We start from the raw sequence: 23,428 nt of genomic DNA, 5'->3' as shown, positions 1-23,428 counted from the left end.
ATTATCTTCAATTTTCCTTTTCATCCATTACGCCGGACAGCGCCTTATAAAATTCGCCTTTTGATATGTTTCTTTTATATTTATAAAGGTACATAATAAGTCCAAAGATAAACGATGCCGCCGCTAATACTGCCGCTATAACTAATGGCCCCAATATCCAAGGAGAATTATATTTCAAGTCAAGTCTGTTTTCAATTTCAGTATATGCGCCCGTCAGAATAAGTACTGTAAAAAGCACGCCTATAGTCAGCAATGAAATTAATAATGTTTTTACAAACGAGTATACTATGTATTTTAGCAGCAAATATTTTTGTAATATTTTTTTCATATCTAATCCTCATTTCCCAGTGTGAACGTCTTTTAAGAATTGCTGGATTTCGGCTCTGCTTACATTTTTATTTTTAGCTATTAGCTCAATAGACTCATCGTTGTCAAGTACATTTTTTAGCTTGACAACAGCATTTTTAAACCGTCCGTTATCCTTAAGTTTTTCCAGTAGGCCATAAGCGTCCAATATACCTGATTTTCCTACCTCTACATTGTATATTGCTTCAGCCAGTTCGTAACCTATGCCTTTCTTTTTAACATCAAGTTTTATAATTTCTGTTGAAATTTCCTTGAAATTTTTAGAGTTGGCATATTGCATTATCTCGTCGATGTATTCGTTCAATAAGTCTGTTTTTTTGATTTCAAGAATACTTACAAGCAGAGCGGCCTCCTGATAATCAATATCTCCGTTTTTATAAGTAAATTCTGCAATCATAGAGTATGTTTCGTCAAATCTTCCGTTAGGGGCAGTTTTGATAAGATCGTCTGCAACTATTTCTAATTTATGAAATTGAGTTGCGTTATAATTTGAATTAAGATTAGACCACTTTTGTTCAGCAACACTAAATCCCACTATACGATAAACGCCTGATATTATTAAAAAAGTCATACATAACGCAATCATTCCTCCAAACATACTAAAAGCGTTTCTTACCTTTATATTTTCTGATCTGACAATTGTGGGCGATGAGTTCTTCGCCTCTTCTATATCCCTTCTTAAATCCTTATATGAATGATAGAAACTGTCATTGTCCTGATTCAAATAATCCATGCTGCGTTTCCTCGTGCATTTTTTAATAACGTCTTCAAGCTTCTTATGATAATGTATTGAAGTAAAGGATAAATCTCTGCTGCAATAAGCTTTATCGTTTAAAAAGTTATCTTTATAAAAATCATGAACATCTTCTGAAAATTTCCGGCTTTTCGTTACTAACTCAAAAATGTTAAGACACTCCCAGAAGGTTGCTCCAAATGAAAATATATCGCTCTCGATAGACAATTTACCTTGAGTAAAATTGAGTTCAAAAGGAAACTCAGATCCATCGGCCGGCTTTGCATAGCATTCGGGAGCCGCATAACCCAACGTACCGTGCTGAAACATTTTTTCAACAGTTTCATTATCTCTGTAATCAACCTTAGATAGTTTGCTCAAAGCAAATCCTTCAGACTTGTTAATTCTTTTTGATCTGCCGAAATCTATTAAAACCAATTCCTTGCCATATTTTGTTACCATAATATTTTCCGGCTTGATATCCATATGTAAAATTTGTTTTTTTTCGGTTACAAACTCAAGGATATCGCAGAGATTTATCATAAACTGAAAAATTTCATTTTGGTATTTTAGAACGTTATCATAATTCTTATAATAGCTTAGATTGATACGGTATTTTTCTTCTTCGGTGAATTCATGGTAATTCACTATTTTATTTAATCCGTTTTCCAGCTGCTCGACTTTTTTCAGTTTCCATCGTTCTTCACGGCAATATTCTTCGAGCGACCAGCCGTCAATGAATTCCTCAACAACGCAGAAATAACCTGTATTATTTATTATTCCTATTTTAATTTTGTCACACGGAAGACTGAACATTCCTAAATCTTCAATAACATCATATATACGTACAATAGATCTGCATTCCTGAAGTTCCTCAAAAATTTTCAGTTCTTCATTTTTAAAAATTTCGAGTCTGTCTACAATTTCTCCGTTGACAGGAACCGTCTTCGGCTTAAACTTTAATACGCATGAAAATTGCAGTCCGCCTTTTAATGCTGTTTTAAGTCCTTTATATACGATACTTTCAGTACCTATAGCTATAAATCCGTCTTTATTTATACCGTAAGAGGAGTCTATGGTATATTTAAAATCAGTTCCGAAAATCTCATTGCTCATTGTTTACTGTTTCCTTACCTTTATGTTCAGTAAAAATCAATTTATAAATGCTTTCTGGAGAATTTTTTTCAAGCTCGGAAAGCTTTGTCTGTTCTTTTTTTATTCTTATATTTCCTTTTTGCGGAGCAATCTCGCCTACGGTCGGTTTACCCATACGAATTATGCTCCTTCCTCAGTTTTAGGATTTTTATTAAAATCGCCGAGCTCTTCGTCAAGCTTCAGATAAGCGTCTTTTGTATCTTTAACTACGCATTCGTTTATAGAATCCAAAATATCTTTTATTCCGCCTATGTTTTCAAGTATATGGTCCGATACTTGCTGATAAGCTTCTTTTCCATCACCCTTCCAATTATCCAGCAGCGTTTTATTAATGTCATTGAATTTTTTCTTAATAGCACTGAATTCGTCAATTGCGTTTCTGCTTCTGCTTTCAAACCTTACAAGCTTTTCAATATCCGCTGATACAAAAGCTGATCCTGACATAGTCAACATCCTTTCAATATTTAATAAATTTTAGCTTTGATAATTTATCCGCTTCCACGTCATAAAAATACCCGTCGCCTAACTCGCATCTTGCATAATCCTCTTTTAATGTTTTTACATCCATATTTCCGAAAATGGTTTTCTGACCTCTTTCTCCTGCAAATTCTGCAATATTATCCAATAAAAATGCAGTTGAAATATTGTTATTAAAAAAAGAATTCTGTTCACTGTCGCTGATTTTCTGAACATCAGTAAAGATAAACAAAAAACCGCGTTCTTCCGCGACGGCAGATAGCTGTGGAAGTATTGAATTTATAAAGCGTTTGCCGTCAGGTGTGTTTAAATAAATCAATTTACTCTGAATTACAAATGCAGTAAAAGGCGTTTCTACGGCATTGCAGTCGGGAATATTTTCATATTCTTTTTTGAGATTCTCGCTTACGCCATATATACCGGCAAGAAACCTTTTATCCAATTCAATATAGTTTTCATTGAGATATATATAGAATTGCTGCAGAGGTGAAATTTTTCGGCTAATTGTCGTCCCGTCTTTCAAAGGCAGATCTTTTTTATCAAATTTATTTATCAGCACACAATTCCGGCTATTTTTATATTCATCATACAAGCAGCTTAACTGATTGCGCCCATCGTCAAAAAATACCAATCGTACATTATTTTTCTGACTTACCAAACCATTAAGCAGCAGTTTTAGTAAATTTGTTTTGCCGAATTCCTTTTTTCCGTAAATTGCGATAATATGAGATTTGCCCAAATCCACAGTCACAGGATAAAAATCAACATAATCGAGGCCAACGCTCACAGGAATTACGGAGTGGCCTTTAGTATGCGGAATTTGCTTAAGCTTTTCATATTCAGAATTTGTAAGCTCCTTTGGAAACGTAAGATATTTTTTTACATGCTTTTTATACTCTCCAGTATCACTGTTATAACCAAATTTTTTCCCAAGCGCAGATCTAAACGATAAAGTTTCATTTCTTTTATCGCGGCTTTCAATTTCGTCCAAATCCTGAGCTTTAAAGCACTGTATTTCGTAAGGAAGATTCATTCGAAAGGTTCCTGTAACTCCCGATGGTTTTATTGTGACGTTTGCAAAACCGTGTCCGGGATTATTACCTATCTGATCCGCCTTACCGCTAAATATTTCTATATATTTATCGGCCGGCATATCCAGTGCAATTTTCTGCTTGAAGCTTCCGAGATAAGAAGTAATACCTTTCGTTTCACTTGCTGTTACTGTAATTGTAATTCCCTTAGACAATCCGTCACGGCACAGTTTGGACAGCTTCTCATGATATGACGTATACCTCGGTTCATCTATAAAGGCATTAAGGTTATCAATTATGAACGTAGTATGCAAGGGCTGATCAGATACTTCCCGAAAATTTTTTCCGTTAAGCGCTTGGATGTTTTCTTTAAGAATATTATCCATTATCTTGAATACCCGCTTAACGTATTCTTCATTAGAATTATCAAAATATGCAGATACCAAAGGCATATTCCTATAATCAGATAATCCGCCTCCGAAATCAAGTATAAAAATCTGTTCATCGTGCTCGTCAAACTGTTTATGCAGAATATTAATTAGAGTTTTAAGAAAAGTTGTTTTACCGCTCATTGCAGAACCGAATAAAATCAGATTTGAATCAAGAAGATCGACAGTAAACGGCGGTTGAAGCTGAATTATGGGTATATCAAATCTGCCAAGCGTACACAGCATATTCTCACGGCTCAATCTAACCCCTCCCATTCTGTTTTATCTAAAATTATCGCAGGCAGCGGCGGCAGAAATATCTGACGCGGTTTTTCCGATTCTTTGCCTATATCTATTATCGTATTGACTATATACGCAAGCTGCGTATCATGTTCGCTGACATTTTCACTTTTTTTCTTTTTAATTATATTATCTTTTTTAGAAGAATAAAATTCACTGTTGAACTTTCCTGAATTCGTAACCTGAGTAACGATAACAGGCTGTTCAATATTCAGGTTCTTATTAGCTCCGGTATAAGCGGACTGAAAATATTCAAATCTTGTACCTGTTCCGACAAGCAGATAGGCTCGTCCGTTAAGCGGCATTGTCGGCGCTGCAGCGGCAGTGTTTCCTATCATTTCTTTAGACGCCTGCTTTGTCGCTACCTTTAGGCATATTCTTGCTTTGGAGTTAACTCTGATATCGTCTGTAATTGCTCCTTCTATATTCTGAGATACAAGAATTATATGAAATCCCAAAGTACGGCCGACACGCGCGATGGTGGTTATTTCCGCAATAAAATCAACATCGCTGCTTTCATTAGAAAAGCGTTTCAACTCAGTAAACTCGTCAACAACAAGTACAAGATGAGATAATTGTGAAAGCTCTTTCAGATCCCTATCTAAAAGCTTTGTCTGCTTTTCATTCAGCTTCTTTTTTAATTTCAAAATTATTTCAGTATTTTCCGGTTCGCTCTCAAGTTCTTTAATTTGTCTTATAATTCTAAGAGCTCTGATATATGAGTCTACATTATCAACTCCAAAGCTTGAAAGCAGTAATTTGCGTCTTTTAATCTCAGCGTTCAGAGATTCCAGAAAACGCTTGAGCATATACGCCGCAGAAGTTCCTTCGTCTTCTCCGGCAGTATCCGTTACCACGCCTACACAGTGAGGTAAGTTCCCCAATCGGTCTGAAAATCCTCCGCCTTTCATATCTACAAGCATAAGGTTAAGATCCATAGGAGAAAATTTCATACACAATCCTATTAAATAAGTGATTATTGATTCTGATTTACCCGATCCTGTTGTTCCGGCAACAAGCATATGAGGACCGTCCGCTTTTTCATACAAATCAAGATACATAGATCCGTGTTCATTTTTGCCTATCGGAACGCATAGATTTCTGGTCACGTCATTTTTTTCTGTATTTTTCCAGCTTTCAGCTATGCTTCGCCTTACTTCTCCGTTCTCAATCTTCTCTGAGTTATAACCATAAAGTTCAAACAAAGTAACCATAGACGGAACGTTACCGTTTTCCGCAACTCGCGTATAATAAATTGCGCTAAGCTGCTTAAAAGCAAGAGCATATTTGTCTCTGTATTTTTCATGATCGAAAATGTATTCATTCCGGAAATATTTATATTCAATAAGCTTATCTGTATCGTTTGCCTTAGTTTTATCATCCTTATCCTCGCTTAAAACGTTCAAAGTTTCTCTGCTGAGAATATTGTATCTAAGACTTACTTTTCTCTCCTTTTCATTTTCTTTATCAATATTAACAATATTACCGCAGTATTTCGGCAGCATATCCTTTACCGCCTGAATAAAAATGAAAGTCAATCCAAGCGAGTTTACATATGGTTCTCCTTCCTTCGGAACTTCGGGCAGATATTTTGAAAAACCTGTTTCCTTAATATCATAATCATAAAAAACCACGCATACAACCTGAGTTTGCTTCTGATCCGAAATTCCATCCTCAATGTCTTCTCTTTTATTTGAAGAACGATTATTCATAATACTCAGAAGCTGTCCAAAAACTATACCGGAGCTTTCTTTATCAAAAACAAATTGTGAAATACCGTCAAACAGTTCGTTGGTATGCGGTAAATATCTGTAATCTTCTATAAGCGCATTCTGCCTTTCAAGATTCTTTTCTTCATCAAAGAAAAAAACAAACTGAATATCTTCAGGCGAATGATAATATGACAATTCAAATATAATATGACGAATAAAACTATGAGACGTTTGAATATCGTTTGAAATTACGCCCAAAGCTCCGCAGTTTTTCAGGTCAAGCAGCAGGGGAGGGTTTTTTCCGCTTACGCTTCTCAGGTAATTAAAGCCTATAATTTCATCGTTTTTCTCATCTACTCCTTTATTAGCAAAATTATATGCCAGATCCGTAAGTAAAAATTTGTTTCTTTCCTTTTCAGAAATTTCTTCGGGCGTTAGCTTTTTCAGTTTTTTATCCGCTTTTTTTGAAAGAACTATTATATCAATTCCATCATTGCTTTTGCGCATTTTATAATATATATCATAAAAAATATTATCCTTCTTCTCAGATTTGATTTCAAACAGCGGTTTGACTTCATTGGATGTTCCAAGAGATATCTTCATAAAGTCATTATCATTTTGAGAACGAGAAAAAATAATATTGTTAATTTCGGACGTATTGTTAAAAAGGGTATCCATATTTGGATATACGCTGTTCAGATATACTATGTCGCTTTCTTGCCATTCTTTAATTGTTTTGATGATTCTTGAAATATAATTTTCATAATTGGTTTTCCACTCTTCTACGTTTTTCTTATAATCAGTTCTTTTTTTCATATAGCTGTAAAATGAAGTTACCAAAGATACTACGCCCATTGCTCCTGACATCAAAAGCATTGTATTTCCCATAGACGATGCGCCGGGCGCCAGCCTCATTATCAAAAATCGTGCGGCAAGCATACCTCCTGTTGAAAGTACCGTAGGAATAACTACATCAAGAAGCGTTGATTTATCCCTTTGAGGCATATCGTTCGGAGATATAATATCAATCACAGAAGATTCGATAACATTTAGTCTGCGGGTACTTATATTATATTCAAGAGAATCCTTTTCCTTCAAAATATAACTGTTTTCAACCTTCGTAAATAAAGCAGAATTCTTCACTTCGGTATTTAGTGTAACTAAAATACAGCTTGACGTAACAAATCCAAGCTTAAAAAGTTCCATGTCATAAATTCTTTTACTTTCTTCTCCGTCTTTTACCTTTTGTGTAAAATCAATAATACTATGACTGCCCTTTGACGTATATAGTACTTGAAGTTCCTTGCGTGTACGGATATATTCATCAAAAAGCTCGAAACAATCTCCATATTCCTTTGATTTTTTCAATCCATAATATATAGCTTCAATCAAAGCGCTGAGCGTAATGTCCTTAAGCACGAGAAAAGACAAAATTTGAGTTTTATGATTATTAAATTCAAATTTTGTAGAAATCATTATTTCGTTATTCTTCATATCACAGTTCCTTGAATTGTTTAATTATTTCGCCGACGTCTAATTCTGCATATTTTTTGGGAATTATAATATCGGCAAACGTTGGTTTAGCAATTTTAAATGAATTAATGGTTCTTACCGCTGCTGCCGGTTTAACTTGTGCAGAAATTTTAACATCAGTATTTTGAATCTTTAAAAAATTTTTCATTTTAATTTCCGGTTTGGATATTTCAGACATTTGGGGTTTAACTGTCTGAAGCTTTTCAAAGGTTTTTATATTGACGTTATTAGCTATATTCGTATTAACGCTAAACTTGCATATATCCGGTTTGCTGAATCTGTGGTGTTTGAATCTTATTTTCTTTATTTCAGGCAGTTTTGCTTCAGCAAGCTCAGGCATACTAAACGGTTTAATATTTGCAGCTCCGGCATTTACCGTAATGCTGAAGGCAGGCTTCGCAGGAGGCTGAAAACCTTTGATTTCAACTTTAGGAATAAACACACCGGACATATTCTCCAATACGATTTCCGGCATTTTAAATGACCTGAAATTAATATTACTTGTAACATTGATTTCAAATTCAGGTTTATTAATTTTTATAGGTTTAAAATCGTCAATTTTTATATTTGGTTTATATATATCTGAATAAGCTTTCAATTTAAATTCAGGCATTTTAAAGTTTTTTATATGAATATCATGTCTGTTATTTATTTTATTATTAAACTTAGGCTTATCGGGTTTAACAAAAGACCTCTCAATTTTACAAGGTTTTGATATGTTGGATAAGACCACTTTAGTTTGAACAGAAGTATTGAAAGGCTTAAAGTTTATATTTAAAGGAGTTTTAAATTTTACGTGTTCCTGAAGTACGGTATATACCTGAATAAAATTTCTATTAGGTACGGTTGGTTTAGAAAATTTTGTGACATTATATCGCCTCGGCTCGTATTTAATGAAACCGCTCGTTTTAGTAGTTAAGGAAGATATATTGTTCAATTTACTGCCGCCTTTAGTTACATCTGCTTTATTAATAATTTCAGATAAATCAATTTTAATATCTGATTTGCCATAAAGTTTAAGAGGAAGCTCAGGTTTAACCAAACGCTTAAAATTAAAGTTCGTAGGTTCGGGTTTTGTGAAAAATGCCGACGGACGCTCTTTAATAACGAAGACAGAGTGCAATGACGGTTTATACTCTTTGATTTCAGCTTTTTCAATTTCGGTAAGCTTTTCTACAAAAGCTGCTCTCTGACAATGGACTTCAAGTTCGTTTTCATAATTCTCACGCTGTTTATCGGTAAGCAATAAAATTTCTTCTTCATTAAGTATTCTAAAAGCCATGTATGCACCTCCGAAAAAAGGCGCAGCCTAAATTATTAATCAAAAAAATATCAGGCTGCGCTTTTTTTATGTATTTAACTGCCGCTTATATTATCCGCTATTTTCTGATCAACTTCTTCGAAGTTCCTTCTGTTTTCCTCAAGAAGAGTATGCATACCTTTGATTGCTTCAGGCAAATCGGTTTCTGCAAATTTTTTTATATCTTTATCAATTAAAGCTTGAAAAGCGTCCTTTGCCGCTCCCTCCATATCGGCAATTGCACTGGTTAATGAGCTGATCAATGTTTGTCCCGCTTCTGCATAAGAAGCACGACACGATTCAATTGACTGAAGAGCTGTAAGTACGCCCTGATTTACTATTCTGCATCCTGCCATAATTAATTACCTCCCATAGCTTTTGTGTTTTGCTCTGCAAGCTGATCGTCAAGACCGTCATTATCCTTCGGAATTGCGTCAGAGATTCCGTTTACTATTTCTTTTAAAAGCTTGATTATTTGTGCTACTGCTGTGCTTTCATCATTTGCGTCAGCAAGTTTAGTAATATTTTCATCGAAAAACTGTTTAAAACCTTGCGCCGCACTTCCACTGAAATTGCCCGGTATCAATTCGCTCATCGTGCTTTCTAGATTTGAATACAGTGATTTTACTGTAGTTTCATACTCTTCAATCGCACTTATTGCGCTATTGATCATTTCCGGCGTCACATTTACTGTTCCGGTACTTCCCATTGCCATAGTCTTTTCCTCCTGTTAATTACATTAAAGATTCTGAACCAAGCTTGCATATTTGTCAAATACGCCTTTATAATAATCTGAACTAATTATATCTTCCAGCGTTTCTGACATCTGCTTGATTACAAGTATAAGATCATCAATTGGTTTTATAAGGACATTTTTAGCGGTTATTTGAATTTCTTTTCCTGCCGGTGTGTCCAGCGCCGTTGTGAGATCTTCATACATACTATTCAATTCCGCCTTAAGCTTTTCTGCTCTGTCTTTAAGCGCTTTCATATCCGCAGAGGCGGTTGTAAAAGCTGTATCTTTAAGCTTAATGTCCTTTTCTAAGCTCATTTATTATCACCCCCCGCAGCCTTTGCTTCCTGTATTTTTTCAAGCAGCGGCTTCCTTATTTCTGATGACAGCAAATCACAAAGCTGTTCAGCTTGGATGTAATTTCCAATATCCATATAACACTGAATACGGAATGTTACTGCTGCAATATCACTCGGATCCTTAATCATAGCATTTCTGAAGAATTTTATTGTTTCTTCATATTTCTGATCGGAATCCGGACTGCCAAGTTCTTTAAAAGCGTTTACTTCACTGTATTTACCAATATACATACTATGAACGCTCTCGCTGGTCTGCAATTTTCTTGCATAATTAATTACTTTATTAAATTCCTTTTTCAGCGTATAAGCTCCGACATACAGACGATTAATCTGATCGATATTTTCGGGAGACAATTCAATCTCTTCCGATTTGTCAAGCTTGTACGTCGCTTCCTCGGTAGCGGCTTCATCTTCAACGTTCGTAAGATATTCTCTTGCACCGTTTTCATCAGGTTCAATACTTTCGGCAAGTTGCTCCAGACCGTAATCGCCGTATTCTTCGGCAATGCGTTCCTTATCGGCCTCAATCATTTCCTCAACGTCGTATTCTGTCAGATTGACAGGCTCAAATTCCTTATCAATAATATCAAATCCCAGATTATATGACTCGGCAGGATTTTGCGCTGAATTAAGACAGTCTATTGTCTTGTCAGGGTTTTCAAGCTGCAGATATATTTCTGCGGCATTGATATAACTTTCGATCAATTCAGCAGATGTGGGTTTTAACGTTTTAAGCGCTTCTTCAATAAATGTCAGCGCCTTATTATAGTGCTGCTTGTCCTGATCGGTCTGATAATTCTGGATTTCAAAGGTCACACAGTCAAAATAATAATCCATGGTTAGTTCGGCATATTTCTTTGCCATTTCAAGCTCCCGTTCTGCGGCTTCCAGACGCTTCGCCTGACAAAGCAGTTTAAATGCAAGCTGATAGCCTGTGTAGTCGGACGGAGCGACAAGCTTCATCTGATTGGTAGTCAGAAGCCCGTTTCTGATATCGTTCTTCATTCCGTAAATAATGACCTTGCGCTTCATGATATCCATATCCACGCCGATTATCTGCTCCGCTTTTTCAAGATTTACAAGAGCGTCCTTATATCTTCCGATATCGAAACAGATAATTCCGAGCAGATTATACAGCTGCACCGTATTCTCAGGCGAACAGCCTAATTCTTCGGCTTTTGCAAGATTTTTTATAGCGTCCGCTGTTTTTTCGTTAGTAGCGAGGGCAAAGCCTAGATCATAGTACCTGTTGCCATTATTAGAATCGTATTTAACCGCTAAAGCATAATTCTCAACAGCCTTGTTATAATCACCCAATGACATATATGCGTTTCCAGCACATTTATAGCCGTCAGGATTCTTGGGAGCAAGACTTATCGCTTCATTCGCCAGATGCAGAGCTTCGCTGTTTTGGCTGTTTATGAAAGCAAATTGCGAATCGGCTAAAAGCTGTGCTGTTTTTTCTTGATTGGTTTGCATTTTTGCACCTCCATAACTTTATATTTGATTTTATTAAATACCATAAAGATATTAGCGAACTGATCTTTTATCTCAACGTCAAAATTTTCAACAAAAAGTATGTTGCCGCTTGAATCAAGGAGTTCATCTCCAATGGCAAGTTCACCAGCATTGACAAAGCCCTTACCTTTTACACAAAATGAGTGCTCAAATATTATTACATTTTCTCAAACTTTGTTGTGATGTCTTACCTAAAAAGCTCAAAGTATACTTATCATTAAATTTTCCTTCAAAAAATAACGCTTCAATAACAGAAACCTCTAATAGGTTTTTAAAATCTGTATCTCCCTCACTAAGACCTTTCTCCACAAAATCAAAGCATCGTACCAATTTTGAATCCATTTTCTTCTCAAGCATTTCTACAATATATTTTGTAAAAACAGATTCGTAAAAAACATATGGTAAATCCTCGTAATATTCTTGATCCTCTTCGTATAAAGACTTTAATTCTGGTATATTTTCAATTAAACATTCAATTGCATTTTTATATAAAAACATAAATAAACCTCCTGTTACATTGAGATAAATCATTACAAGCTAAATTTTTGTTTAATGACAAAAATGACGATTAACTTAATTTCCTGATATTGCTTTTATTAGATCTTCTAATAATGTTTTTGCTATAGCTTTATCTGCATCACTAACATCATTTCTTCGCAGTATTCTATCTAATGCATTCACATAATCTTTTGCTTTTTGCAAATGAAATTTCCCATTAGTTGGCATGCCGGTTTTTAATTCATTTCTAACAGCATCCATAGTTGTGCCGTTTCCAATTGTATTGTTACCATTTTTCCCCTTGTACAAATCATCAACAATATTTTTTAATTTAGGATTTGATACTTTTGGTTTTATATTTAAAGGATTGTTTTTGCTATTGATTATCGTTTTCAACGCAGTATAACCTTTAGACACCCCATAACCAATACCAGCAAAGGCAGCTCCAAATACACCAGAAAACGTGGTATTAAAAAGTACCTCTCCAAATGAAATACCTTCGCCTTTAATTAATATATCGCCTAAATCACTAATTAGTGAGGACCCTGATCCAGACACAGCAGTTATGATCTCTTCGCCATTTATAACTAAATGAATAAGCTTGGAATCCTCATAAGAATGTAGACCTATTATGCAAATTTATGTAAACTTATTTTAATGACTTATTATACCACACTGTTACGAAAAGGATCAATGTAATTAAACTGCGTTTCTTCAAATTTATCTTCCAAAGCTTCTATACCGCAATCTTTTTTATATTGAAGTTCTTCTGCGGTTATCGGTATGAGCCATAAAAACCTAATATCCATAGCACCTGATTTCAGCCATTCCAAATTCGGTCCATATAAATATGGTAATGAAATTAAACCATGATCACATTTAGACTCTTCATACCAAGCGCAACCAAAATTAACCGTGTGCCCTAAGTTAAGAACATTTCCACTAGCATGGTAATGTGCTATAGCAGCAAGTAACTTAATTAAAAAGTCATTCTCAGTTGGTGCGAGTATAAATAATTCTAACCCCTGTTCCTCATCATTTTCTGACATTCCACAAGTTGCGTAAATCCATGAGTTTCTTTTTTCAGTAGGTGCAAATTTTAGTACATTAAATGAGGGCAATAATTCATGAATATGCTCTTTATTAAAAATACATTCGGAATATTCATTCCAATTCAATAAGTAATGCTCTTTAATCATTTTTATCAAGTCCATACTTCTTTTTCATCTCCTTTGAATATTTTGACATTCGTCCACCTTGCGAATTTTGTTCTGCCTTAGTTGAAGGGTTCATTCGACTACGATCCTGTGCGCTTGCTCGCCTTTCAGCAGCAGTCATTTGATAACCTGGTTTTTCACCTATGCTAGGATTACCTTCATAATATCGTTTAACCAGTGGAGGATCATGATCTGGCGAACCACCTATTACTTGCCTGTCCTTCTTTGTTGGAGTATTGCCATAATGCTTTTTTCTATTGTATGGTTCAGTTGGTTTAGCATAATCATCACCAGCATTATGCACCAACACACCCAACGAACCAACATAGTAAGTATGAAAATCCTCCACCTGAAAATTATATACTTTAGTCGGTTTTTCTGTCAATTCAACATCAAACTTTTCAACAAAAAGTATGTTGCCGCTTGAATCAAGAAGTTCATTTCCAATGGCAAGTTCACCAGCATTAACAAAACCCTTGCCTTTTACATAATACGGGTGGTCTACAGTTGTAATAATTTCTTTACCGTTAACAGTCAGATGAACGAGAGTTGTTACCGCTCTTATATATGTTTCAAGAACAATTTTCTCAGCGGTTTCAAATGTTTCAGGGGCTGTTGAAATAACATATCCGTTACCGACATATAAATCACTTTATTCAAAAAATTTTTTTCTGTAATCCATATTAAGATTAAATAATTCATTAAATGAAACTATTTTTTTCTCAGCGGTGTTTATGTTATGTTCCTTAGACCATAAAAAAGGGTAGATTAATATCCCATCATTAAATTTTACCTCTTTAGCCATCTGTCGCCAATCATTCCATTTAAACGATTGATAAAATTTAGAAATATTCCCCAACACGCACCATTGAAGGAATTCAGAATAATTCATTTCAATTGATTCCCATTCTAATGTATCAGGTGCAAAGTAATAAATAACACCTATCTCATCATTGATAGCTCCCATATTCATTGCAAAAAGACCGCCGAAAATATCGAATGCTACTAAAAGCATTCCCATAACTCTATTTGCAGAACCATTTTCAATTAAATTTACTTCGTAAATCCCATGAACATTAACATCACCTTGACCAAGAATACGTATACAATCATCTACAATAACTCCTGCACAATTGGCAATTATAGTTGATAAAGTTGTGGTATTATTCAACCCTATCTCTTTTATAATATTTATTCCTCTCACTTCGTCGCATTGAAACAATTCGATCTTTCGGTCTGATGACTGAAGCATTTTATTTATTTTTTTCCATAAATCAACATTAATCATATTGCTACTCCTTAATCCACAATTTTTATTTTAAATGTTTTTCCGTCAGAGATTTTATCCAATTGCCATCTCAAATATGAACCTGAACCTCGATTGTCAGAATATGGTATATGACGAATATCCGCACCTGCGCCACCCTCTTTAGTCATTGCAAAAGGATATTCATCTCTATCCATTCCAGGAACCGTTTTCGTTCCTTTTAAGCTTTCTTTTCTATTAGCATAAGCACTTTTTCTATCTAAAGTAAGCTCATCAGGTTGACCTTTTTTTATTGCATCTTCAATATGCTTAGCAGATTCAGGATACTCACTTCTTGACAATTCAATTTCATAATCCGCATTATGAACCCAAACCTCATTCTCACCAACATGATAAGTATGATAGTCCTCCACCTGAAAATTATAAACCTTAACGGGTTTTTTTACAAGTTCAAAGCGAGTGTTTTCTACAACTAAAATGTTATTGTTTACATCAAGTAGTTGAGCGCCTACCCAAATTTCGCAAGCATTTACAAATCCTTGCTCTCTTACATAGAACGGATGATCAAATGTCGTAATTATTTCTTCTCCATTTATTGTAAGGTGAACAAGTTTGTTCACCTCTCTTATGTATGTTTCAAGTACAGTTTTTTCGGCAGTTTCAAATGTTTCTGGATCTGTCGAAATGACTTTATCTCCTGCTTTGATATTTTCAATTGCAACCAAACCTGTAGCCGTCAGAATCATTGTTCCCGCTACAAAACAAGTTAATGTTTCTCTATGTTTACCCATTGCCCTGTATGTAGTGCTGCTAAAGACCGCCAATGCACTAACGGTAAACTGAAAACCGTTATATAATTTACTTGTATGCAGTTTCTGATTAAATTGAACAAATGCATTTTCCGGGTCAAAAAGACCAACAACCAATGCAGTAGTGTCAAATAATCCCATTCCGCCTGAAATAACACCGGTAATTCTTGATGTCCACTTCATTACATTAAATAACTTACATGAATTAGACACTGTTCCCAGAATAGAACCTGCTCCGCCAATTCCTCCAAAAATTGCTCCGGTTATTGCGCCTGAGAATGCGCCTTCTTCAACGCCTTCCCAGAATGAACCGCCTGCGGCAAGACTTGTAATCCCTCCGGCTACTCCACCTATTACTGCTCCGGATATTGCTCCCCAGCAAGCTCCCGCTATTAAAGCTCCGCATGCCGGACAGGCCACAAGAATTACTACAGCGGCAATTACGATTACGATTGTAACAATCGCTTTCCAATGCTCCTTACACCACTCGCCGACCTTTTTACAGCCATCCTTGAACTTTTCCCAATTACTCTTTTCACATTCGGGCTTCAGATAATAATATTCATCGTAAAAATCGTCTTTACTTTTATTGATTGCCTCGGCCGCGTCGCCGTCTATACGCACGACATCCGAAATAAAATCATTTACCTTATCTTTCAGCTTATCAAGGGATTCTATCTTATCTTCCTGTGTTTCCGTAGACGTTTTTACTGAGTTTATTAAATCGTCCACATTGCATATACTGCTGTCGATTTTCATAACCTTTGATTTCAGCCGGTTTAATTCGGTCTTGTAATCCTTTATGGATTTTTTTGCTTCGTTTATCAGACTTGGCATCTGATTAATTTTGCTTGCGTATAACGTAATGGTTGACATATGTTCACTTCCTAATATATTGCCATATTAAAAACAAGTCTGATCAGTTTATTTTATATATTTTTCATGACCTCTTATTCTTCTTTTTTTCTAAAAACTCTTGATTTTTATATCGGTATAGTTCTTTTTGGCAGTTCTCGGATATTGCTTGTTTATTAATCTCACCGTTTTGGTATTTTTCAAGAATATATCCTGCCATTTCGTTAAATCCTACCATCCTACATTCCATACAAAGTTCTTTTGACTTTGCTATTACTGTAATATAGAATAATGGACCATATTTAACACTACTTCTTTTTGAACATATTACCTTCTCAATATCCGAAGCGTTAAATTCATATTTTCTGCCGAAACGTGTTCTAACCTTAATATTTGAGCCTTTCACTTTTACATAAAACAGCAAGGTTGCAGATGCTAAGAAAAAAGCGATCAAAAGAGCATAAGCGGCAAACATTATATATATAGCGGCACTGACAAATTCTTTCCTGATATAAAATAGAACCGTCTCAACTATTATAAAGAAAGCCATTTCAAATGGAAGTCTTTTTTTAGAAAACACAACTTTAAAAACAAATTCGGCCATCACATTAACTCCTTAGATTCAATTCTTAAGAATTACATTCCACATGCCCTCGTGTCTATCTGTAATATTTTTTAATGGTTCCAGTATATAATCCAAGATGCCGTTTATAATTCTCGAGTCGAAACTTTTTCACAATACATCATCTTTTTTATTTTTGATATAAACAATTTTATCAGAACTAACATTTTCAACAAGGTATTTCGACATTATTTCAAATCCCTCCATAAGGGTTTCGACAGTAAAATTCTTAGAATTCACATATATTAGAATCTTTTCGTTAATCCCTAATTTGGTTTCCTTAATTATCCATTTTATTGTTGTTATTTCTGAAACATCTACAGTATATTTAAATCCCAAAAACCTTCCAACAGTAATTTTGCTGCCGTTTACTGAGATTTTAAATTTTCTCATCCACAATAAGGAAATGACCATTGGAATAAAAATAAATAATATTGTTGAAATATACATTGGAAAGTGAGGGGGCTCACCAAAAATCGTATACATTAAATTCATAACAACGAAAAAAACAAATATAAAAATTTCTCCTTTATAAATTGCTGATGGTATCTTCACAGTAAATTTGGTTTTTGATTTCATTAATTAATACCTTCTTTATTATATTTTTAATTTTGTGGTAGTGCATTCCATTCGTCATACCATTCCTTGATACCATCAAAAAATCCACCCGATATATTTTTTAATATTCCTCCAGAAAGTCCGGAAATCACACCATTTCGAATTGTTTTATAATGAAATTTTTTATTACTTCCCCCGTATTAATTTTGTTAATACCATTTTAAATGAGGATTCATAGCTTCCTCTGCCGGAAAACCTTTTTAAAGCAGGGAAAGTTTTAGAGAAATTTTTAGAAAGCTTACCAGAAAGTTTACCCAAAACCTTACTGAATAACGCAGATGTTCCTGCACTTAATCCAGTGTCAAATAATATTTCAAAATTTGATCTTTTTTGTCCTCCAGTAATATTTTCAAGATTTTCTCCTAAAAATGTTGATATCGAAGCCTAACTTTATATTCTATTATTTCTCTGTCAACGTTCTCAATTATATAGTCCAAAAATTTATCATAATTCTTCATTTTACTGTCAACATAAAACTTTTTTCCGCTTGCATGCACTTTTATTCGTGTAACAATATTTGTTTCTCGTTCAACTGTATCAGGTTTAATAATAGTAACTTTCTTTATCTCATCAGTCATTATTTTAAATCGTATACCGCAGGTTTTAACAACCGTTATTTTATTATCTTGTATGCGAATTTTTAGAGTAGTAAATAATACAGGAAAACAAAGTAAAGTACAAAAGACAAGCAATCCTATATACATAAACCAATTTGCTTTAAAAAAGTGTACAGCAAAATCGATGATTTCAAGTATAATTATAAAAGAGAACAGTATTGCCGATAAAAACAATAACGCATATCCGTTATGTTTGATCTCAAAATAATTATTTTTATTTCTCAACTAACGATCACTCCTTTATTCTGTTATTGCATCAATTCCAACTTGACCAATATTCTCCAAAAATCCTTCTATATATCCACCAAAAACACCATTGCGAAAAGTTTTGAAATATCTACTAAAAATATCTAATTTAAATGGTACTTGTTTATTTGCTGCTCTAGTTATTTGCCGTGCAAAATCTGCTGAATAGCTATGTGTACCAACCAACCTTTCCAAAGCCGGTATTCCGGGGAACTTATTGGCTAGTTTCTTTGTAATTGCTTTTGTAGGACCTTCAAATATTTTCCCTAAAACAAATGCAAATGCAACAGACCCGTATATGTCGAGAGAAATTTCCATGAAACTTCTATTCTCAAGTCCAAATATATTTTCAAAATTCTCGGTCTTATTTATATGGAATATGGAAACGATAAATGAGAAACTTGTTCTATTCTGCATCCTAATACGGATAGTTCATGAAGTAATTTCAACACATTTTCTTCATAATCTTTACTGCATTCAAACCAATAATCTGCCCCTTGATCTACAGAAGCAAAATAAGCTAATAAAGTCCCATTCTTTATATAATTAATAGGTTGATTAATAATAGAGGTTGCCAAAAAATCAGTCCATTTAATATTATTATCAAAATAATATATCATTGTTTCGCATGCATAATCAAAATAATTTATATTTATTTTTGCATTGCTTAAGTGCAATAAAATATTAAATGGATCAAGAATAATTTCCGATTTTTCCAAAATCGCTTTTGTATCTACCATTTTGGGAAGATGCTCTTCAGGTAATCTGTAACCATGAAAAAATATATTTTTTTCTATGGAAAAATCATATAAAAAGTTATTTAATACTGTAGTGGCAGAATTATTTATACTAATGTCCGAACACCAAAAAACGATAGAATCTTTATCTATTCTGTATCTTATAAAAACTTCATTCTTGTTTTTCAAAACAACTACTCCTCGCTTAAGAAATAATTTGAGATGATACGAGATATACTCGAATCAATTATTGGAGATAAAGGAATATGAGCTTTGCTTCCAAATAAAGATGGGAAATGATAATGTAAATATCTTGACACATCAAATTCAATTCTAAATGATTTAGAATTATAGCTCGAAAAATTTATTGAAATACCCTTGGGATTTGCTGTTGTATAAGATGTTATTTTCCCATAATTAGTATTAGCAGTTTTACCAAACCTAAATAATTCTTTTGATCTTGATAACCAAGAAGAATTTATCAGCCATGAACCGAGGATTTTAGAAAAACCATAGCTAACTCCTGAAAATGCTGCTCCAAATATTCCTGAAAATGCAGTTTTGAAAAGTATCTGTCCGACTGAAGTATTCTCGCCCTTTATAAATATATCTCCTAAGTCACTAATTAATGATGACCCTGATCCAGACACAGTGCCAATAAGCATAGTTTTTCCAAGTCCTAAAGCCGCTTTACCGCCGGCAGACAATCCAAATCCCATTCCTCCTGAAATGATTCCTGCAATGGCTCCTGAAAATGCTCCGCTTTCAAATCCATCCCAGAATGAACCGCCTGTAGCAGCAGAAATAATACCGCCGGAAAGACCTCCTATACCTGCACCAAACAATGCGCCTAATGCCATAGCACCTTTCCAATGCTCCTTGCACCACTCGCCGACCTTTTTACAGCCGTTCTTGAACTTTTCCCAATTACTCTTTTCACATTCGGGCTTCAAATAATAATATTTATCGTAAAAATCGTCTTTACTTTTATTGATTGCCTCGGCCGCGTCGCCGTCTATACGCACGACATCCGAAATAAAATCATTTACCTTATCTTTCAGCTTATCAAGGGATTCTATCTTATCTTCCTGTGTTTCCGTAGACGTTTTTACTGAGTTTATTAAATCGTCCACATTGCATATACTGCTGTCGATTTTCATAACCTTTGATTTCAGCCGGTTTAATTCGGTCTTGTAATCCTTTACGGATTTTTTTGCTTCGTTTATCAGACTTGGCATCTGATTGATCTTGCCTGAATATAACGTAATAGTCGCCATCTATTTATTCCTCTTCATACATTTTATGTCGATAGTACTCCATATCATACGATGCGTTATTTTTCGTTGTAATCCAGCTTTGTATATTAGAATTCATCGAATTAATTTCGTTCTTAATATTTTGCAAATCAGTTTCAGAGCGCTGAATATTTACTTCTAATTCTGAAATTTTATTAGTTACAATCGATTTTTTGCTTTTTAGTGTTTCAAAGGTACTGTTTAATGTACTCTTGGTTTTGTCTGCTTCTGTACTGTAAACATCTTTCAGATTCTTTTGTGTTACCGAATCTGAATATGCCATATTGTTGAAATTTTCAGATATGCTGTTGACACTACTATTAATTTTTGACATAGAGCTTTGCATATCATCTTCCTTTTTTATTGCATTCTCTATATCTGATAATGCATCTTTATATTTTTTTAATTGTGCTTTTAAGTTATTTATTTCTGAAATTTTAACTTGCTTATTTCCTTCTAAATTATTTACATTATTTTGACAGCTATTAATCTCAGAGCATGCATCATAATATCTATTTTTTGCCTGATAATAATAGTATTCGTAATCCATAATTTCCTCCAAGTTAAATACACATGATATTAAATCTTAAATAACTAAGTATGACTATATTATTTTACATAATATCATAAATTCTCTTATATTTCAACAGCTTTTTTGTCACTTTTTAAAATTTAATTTAATTTTCTATAATTTGCGTAAAAATAGCAATAAAATTTTAGCAGAATTAGCCAAAATATTGTTTCTGTTCCTCCTTAATCCCCATCGCCTGTTTCTTTTCAATTACCATACGCCTAAGCTTTTTGTCTGCGGACATCCTGACCGATCTGTATCTTCTTCTGTAATCATCTTCAATACATCTGCTGAGATTTATGAACAAGCTTAAAACCGTATTTGCCAGCAATGTATTTTCAAAGCTTCTGCTTTCATTCAGAAAATTCTGAGCATAAACGTTTCCGTCGTCCGCCGACCTGTTAAGCCATTCCATTGCCTTTTCCTTATCTTTCTCAATATCCTCCGTACCGAAAAGATAAAGCCTTCCCAGCAGAAACGAAGCCCAATTGTTTTCATCCGCTGCCGATACCAGCAGCTTAACCGCACGTTCCGAATTATGATATTTGTTATCTTCCAAAAGTATTTTAGCTAACGAATACGAAGCATTCGCCTTGACTTCATCATAATTTACCGCTTTTTCAAGCCATTCAACAGCTTTGTCAATGTCATATATTTCTTCTTCCTGATAAAGCTTTCCGAGGTAATAGCAAGCGTATCCGCTGTCCTTATCTGCCATGAGCAGATATTTCTCAGCCTTGCTCAGATCCCTGTTCACAGCTTCGCCTTTAAAATTTCGTTGACTGTCTGTTTGACCTCCGGCTTTAAATATCCGTATACTTTTTTGCCCGTTACAGATTTAAGCTGATCGTTAAGTTTACCAACAAGCTTTATCAGCTCCGTATCCTCAAAGGCGTTTCCTGCAATATCATTTACAAGCCTGCGCATAAACTCTGACGACTCTTTTTTCAGAAGATTTCGCAGGTCGGTCTGTTGCTGATATAAATGGTGCAGCTCGTCCTGATAGATATCGTTTGCAAAGCCGCTTCGTATTTTTTCTATTCCGCGGTTGGTGAGGAATCCCTCGCGCTCGTTGGCGGAGTACACGATTATATGCGCGTGAGGATTGGTTTTCTTATCATGAAACGCGGCGTACCATCTAACTCTTTGCAATATTAGCGATCCGCCGCTTGACTAAGTCCCGCCTGTCATAGCCCATCGCCTGAGCGCTGTCCCTGCGCAGGGAAACGACATGAGTCCAGACGTTTCCTCCGTGAGCCGCTATCTCTTTTGCGGTCTTTTCAAGCTCGACAGGCTCGTCCGACTGTGAGAACAAACCATGCTTACCGAATTTAACAGCGCCCGGACGGTTAGCAAGATAGCTTACATAGTTTTTACGGCTTGTAAGGCGGTCCATGTTCCGGTCAAGTATTTCCGATATGAGAGCGGAAGCGTTTTTGACGGTAGGATTCTTTTGGTAGTCCTCGTATTCAAATAACTCTTTGCCGTCGGGGAAACATTTTAGCAGAGAAAAAATCAGCTCCTGCTGTTTTTTAGCGGCAGGAGCGTGTTCGTTTGTATTCGGTATCGGCGCTGAACCCTCGCGGGTCGCTATGTATTTTACATAGCGGTACAACTGTTTTCTGTTTCCGCTGCCGCTTTTTAAATAACGGCTTGTTACGATTATTTTCGCCAGTTATATCATCTCCTATGATTTGCTGATCTCTATACTGAAATTTCCGTCGTTGTCTATTTTAAGCTTCAGCGTCTTTATATACTTCTTATAGAATACGTCCATTTCCTGATCGCCTGCCGTAATACGGGCTTCATCATAAATATGTTTTACAAGCTCTCTGCCGTTAAGATATATAATGTCGGGCAGATACTTTTCAAGGATGTCGAACAGCACCGCTTTTTTAAGTTCTTCAATATTTCCGGAGCAGAAATCGTCTATGGAACAGTAGTATATGCCGTGCTCGGTAAGAGCTTTCTTGATTGCTTCTCCGCATTTCGAATACTCATACATTACAAGGAATCTCGCTTCAGTCAAAGAGGAAATCAGACCCCAGTAATCAGAATCGCTTGACACTAAAATAAATGACGTAATATCGTTCTTATAAAAATCAGTACAAACTCCGGCGGTCATTTTAATATCCACCAGAGACTTTCTGCCCGTTACTCTGTCTGCTTCTACATGCTCAACGGGTATCCGGGTAAACTTTTCTAACCAGTCCCAGCCCTCGGTAGTATGGCTGTCGTCGTAAAGAACTATTTTTTCAACCTTTGACAGCTCGTCCTGATTTAGATTTTTAAGTACGCTGTACAGCTTGTACACGTCTGAATTTTCACAGTCCACAACGATAGCCGCTTTAGAGCTGCAGCTTATAAAGTCGTATATGTTGTTTTTTGTTTCCTCATGAGCGTCCCTGAACTTTGTATTATCGGTAAATAC

At 35.0% G+C, this 23,428-nt stretch carries 29 protein-coding genes; all 29 read right to left on the bottom strand.

From position 1 onward, the window contains the following. Positions 1-7: 7 nt before the first annotated feature. Complete coding sequence (locus ACYQ0N_RS10805) at positions 8-328, bottom strand: hypothetical protein (RefSeq protein ID WP_177533190.1); 321 nt, start codon at positions 326-328, stop codon at positions 8-10. 9 nt (positions 329-337) lie between these two features. Beyond that, positions 338-2,215, bottom strand: a complete 1,878-nt coding sequence (locus ACYQ0N_RS10800) for a protein kinase domain-containing protein (protein WP_460162677.1) — start codon at positions 2,213-2,215, stop codon at positions 338-340. Beyond that, a complete protein-coding gene (locus ACYQ0N_RS10795; protein ID WP_177533188.1) occupies positions 2,205-2,369 on the bottom strand; it encodes a hypothetical protein in 165 nt (54 codons plus the stop codon). The genes ACYQ0N_RS10800 and ACYQ0N_RS10795 overlap by 11 nt, the downstream gene beginning before the upstream one ends. Before the next feature lie 5 nt (positions 2,370-2,374). Then, positions 2,375-2,698 (bottom strand): WXG100 family type VII secretion target, encoded by a 324-nt coding sequence (locus ACYQ0N_RS10790; RefSeq protein WP_177533187.1) that lies wholly within the window; start codon positions 2,696-2,698, stop codon positions 2,375-2,377. 13 nt (positions 2,699-2,711) lie between these two features. Next, positions 2,712-4,451, bottom strand: a complete 1,740-nt coding sequence (locus ACYQ0N_RS10785) for an FtsK/SpoIIIE domain-containing protein (RefSeq protein ID WP_460162676.1) — start codon at positions 4,449-4,451, stop codon at positions 2,712-2,714. Beyond that, complete coding sequence (locus ACYQ0N_RS10780) at positions 4,448-7,696, bottom strand: FtsK/SpoIIIE domain-containing protein (protein ID WP_460162675.1); 3,249 nt, start codon at positions 7,694-7,696, stop codon at positions 4,448-4,450. Before ACYQ0N_RS10780 ends, ACYQ0N_RS10785 begins: the two co-directional genes overlap by 4 nt. Before the next feature lies 1 nt (position 7,697). Beyond that, positions 7,698-9,017: a hypothetical protein gene (locus ACYQ0N_RS10775; RefSeq protein ID WP_460162674.1), complete on the bottom strand. Its 1,320-nt coding sequence runs from the start codon at positions 9,015-9,017 to the stop codon at positions 7,698-7,700. Between the two features lie 74 nt (positions 9,018-9,091). Continuing rightward, a complete protein-coding gene (locus ACYQ0N_RS10770; protein ID WP_177533183.1) occupies positions 9,092-9,391 on the bottom strand; it encodes a WXG100 family type VII secretion target in 300 nt (99 codons plus the stop codon). Between the two features lie 2 nt (positions 9,392-9,393). After that, positions 9,394-9,750: a WXG100 family type VII secretion target gene (locus ACYQ0N_RS10765; protein WP_177533182.1), complete on the bottom strand. Its 357-nt coding sequence runs from the start codon at positions 9,748-9,750 to the stop codon at positions 9,394-9,396. A gap of 24 nt (positions 9,751-9,774) precedes the next feature. Then, a complete protein-coding gene (locus ACYQ0N_RS10760) occupies positions 9,775-10,086 on the bottom strand; it encodes a hypothetical protein (protein ID WP_177533181.1) in 312 nt (103 codons plus the stop codon). Further along, the gene (locus ACYQ0N_RS10755; protein WP_460162673.1) at positions 10,083-11,606 is read right to left on the bottom strand and encodes a tetratricopeptide repeat protein; all 1,524 of its coding nucleotides are present in this window, start codon (positions 11,604-11,606) and stop codon (positions 10,083-10,085) included. Before ACYQ0N_RS10755 ends, ACYQ0N_RS10760 begins: the two co-directional genes overlap by 4 nt. After that, positions 11,570-11,740, bottom strand: a complete 171-nt coding sequence (locus ACYQ0N_RS10750; protein ID WP_460162931.1) for a hypothetical protein — start codon at positions 11,738-11,740, stop codon at positions 11,570-11,572. Before ACYQ0N_RS10750 ends, ACYQ0N_RS10755 begins: the two co-directional genes overlap by 37 nt. A 52-nt stretch (positions 11,741-11,792) precedes the next feature. After that, on the bottom strand, positions 11,793-12,143 hold the full coding sequence (locus tag ACYQ0N_RS10745; RefSeq protein ID WP_177533179.1) for a DUF7674 family protein: 351 nt from the start codon (positions 12,141-12,143) through the stop codon (positions 11,793-11,795). 75 nt (positions 12,144-12,218) lie between these two features. After that, positions 12,219-12,701: a hypothetical protein gene (locus tag ACYQ0N_RS10740; RefSeq protein ID WP_177533178.1), complete on the bottom strand. Its 483-nt coding sequence runs from the start codon at positions 12,699-12,701 to the stop codon at positions 12,219-12,221. Between the two features lie 107 nt (positions 12,702-12,808). Beyond that, positions 12,809-13,357 carry a suppressor of fused domain protein gene (locus tag ACYQ0N_RS10735; protein ID WP_177533177.1) on the bottom strand — a complete coding sequence of 183 codons (549 nt, stop codon included), beginning with the start codon at positions 13,355-13,357 and terminating at the stop codon, positions 12,809-12,811. Then, positions 13,335-13,982, bottom strand: coding sequence for a polymorphic toxin-type HINT domain-containing protein (locus ACYQ0N_RS10730; RefSeq protein ID WP_460162930.1), 648 nt, complete (start codon positions 13,980-13,982; stop codon positions 13,335-13,337). The genes ACYQ0N_RS10735 and ACYQ0N_RS10730 overlap by 23 nt, the downstream gene beginning before the upstream one ends. Before the next feature lie 30 nt (positions 13,983-14,012). Continuing rightward, positions 14,013-14,648 (bottom strand): DUF2625 family protein, encoded by a 636-nt coding sequence (locus ACYQ0N_RS10725; RefSeq protein WP_177533176.1) that lies wholly within the window; start codon positions 14,646-14,648, stop codon positions 14,013-14,015. Between the two features lie 11 nt (positions 14,649-14,659). After that, positions 14,660-16,312 carry a polymorphic toxin-type HINT domain-containing protein gene (locus ACYQ0N_RS10720; protein ID WP_460162672.1) on the bottom strand — a complete coding sequence of 551 codons (1,653 nt, stop codon included), beginning with the start codon at positions 16,310-16,312 and terminating at the stop codon, positions 14,660-14,662. 64 nt (positions 16,313-16,376) lie between these two features. Continuing rightward, on the bottom strand, positions 16,377-16,895 hold the full coding sequence (locus tag ACYQ0N_RS10715) for a hypothetical protein (protein ID WP_177858502.1): 519 nt from the start codon (positions 16,893-16,895) through the stop codon (positions 16,377-16,379). Between the two features lie 129 nt (positions 16,896-17,024). After that, positions 17,025-17,492: a hypothetical protein gene (locus ACYQ0N_RS10710; protein WP_460162671.1), complete on the bottom strand. Its 468-nt coding sequence runs from the start codon at positions 17,490-17,492 to the stop codon at positions 17,025-17,027. Between the two features lie 401 nt (positions 17,493-17,893). Next, complete coding sequence (locus tag ACYQ0N_RS10705; protein ID WP_177858506.1) at positions 17,894-18,373, bottom strand: hypothetical protein; 480 nt, start codon at positions 18,371-18,373, stop codon at positions 17,894-17,896. 15 nt (positions 18,374-18,388) lie between these two features. Further along, positions 18,389-18,712: a hypothetical protein gene (locus ACYQ0N_RS10700; protein WP_177858508.1), complete on the bottom strand. Its 324-nt coding sequence runs from the start codon at positions 18,710-18,712 to the stop codon at positions 18,389-18,391. 50 nt (positions 18,713-18,762) lie between these two features. Beyond that, complete coding sequence (locus ACYQ0N_RS10695) at positions 18,763-19,320, bottom strand: hypothetical protein (RefSeq protein ID WP_177858510.1); 558 nt, start codon at positions 19,318-19,320, stop codon at positions 18,763-18,765. A gap of 5 nt (positions 19,321-19,325) precedes the next feature. Further along, entirely contained in the window at positions 19,326-20,408 is a 1,083-nt protein-coding gene (locus ACYQ0N_RS10690) for an alpha/beta hydrolase family protein (RefSeq protein WP_460162670.1), read from the bottom strand. A 4-nt stretch (positions 20,409-20,412) separates the two neighbouring features. Then, the gene (locus ACYQ0N_RS10685) at positions 20,413-20,976 is read right to left on the bottom strand and encodes a hypothetical protein (RefSeq protein WP_460162669.1); all 564 of its coding nucleotides are present in this window, start codon (positions 20,974-20,976) and stop codon (positions 20,413-20,415) included. Positions 20,977-21,151: 175 nt separating this feature from the next. Continuing rightward, entirely contained in the window at positions 21,152-21,754 is a 603-nt protein-coding gene (locus ACYQ0N_RS10680; RefSeq protein WP_460162668.1) for a tetratricopeptide repeat protein, read from the bottom strand. Beyond that, the gene (gene mobL / locus ACYQ0N_RS10675) at positions 21,751-22,149 is read right to left on the bottom strand and encodes a relaxase MobL (RefSeq protein WP_460162667.1); all 399 of its coding nucleotides are present in this window, start codon (positions 22,147-22,149) and stop codon (positions 21,751-21,753) included. The genes ACYQ0N_RS10680 and mobL (ACYQ0N_RS10675) overlap by 4 nt, the downstream gene beginning before the upstream one ends. Next, a complete protein-coding gene (mobL, locus tag ACYQ0N_RS10670) occupies positions 22,136-22,612 on the bottom strand; it encodes a relaxase MobL (protein ID WP_460162666.1) in 477 nt (158 codons plus the stop codon). Before mobL (ACYQ0N_RS10670) ends, mobL (ACYQ0N_RS10675) begins: the two co-directional genes overlap by 14 nt. Before the next feature lie 72 nt (positions 22,613-22,684). Further along, entirely contained in the window at positions 22,685-23,338 is a 654-nt protein-coding gene (locus tag ACYQ0N_RS10665; RefSeq protein ID WP_460162929.1) for an NYN domain-containing protein, read from the bottom strand. Positions 23,339-23,428: the final 90 nt, after the last annotated feature.

This window comes from Ruminococcus sporogenes, from assembly GCF_054655175.1.
Note: the sequence above shows the minus strand (reverse complement) of the source record. Positions and strands in the feature narration are given on the sequence as shown.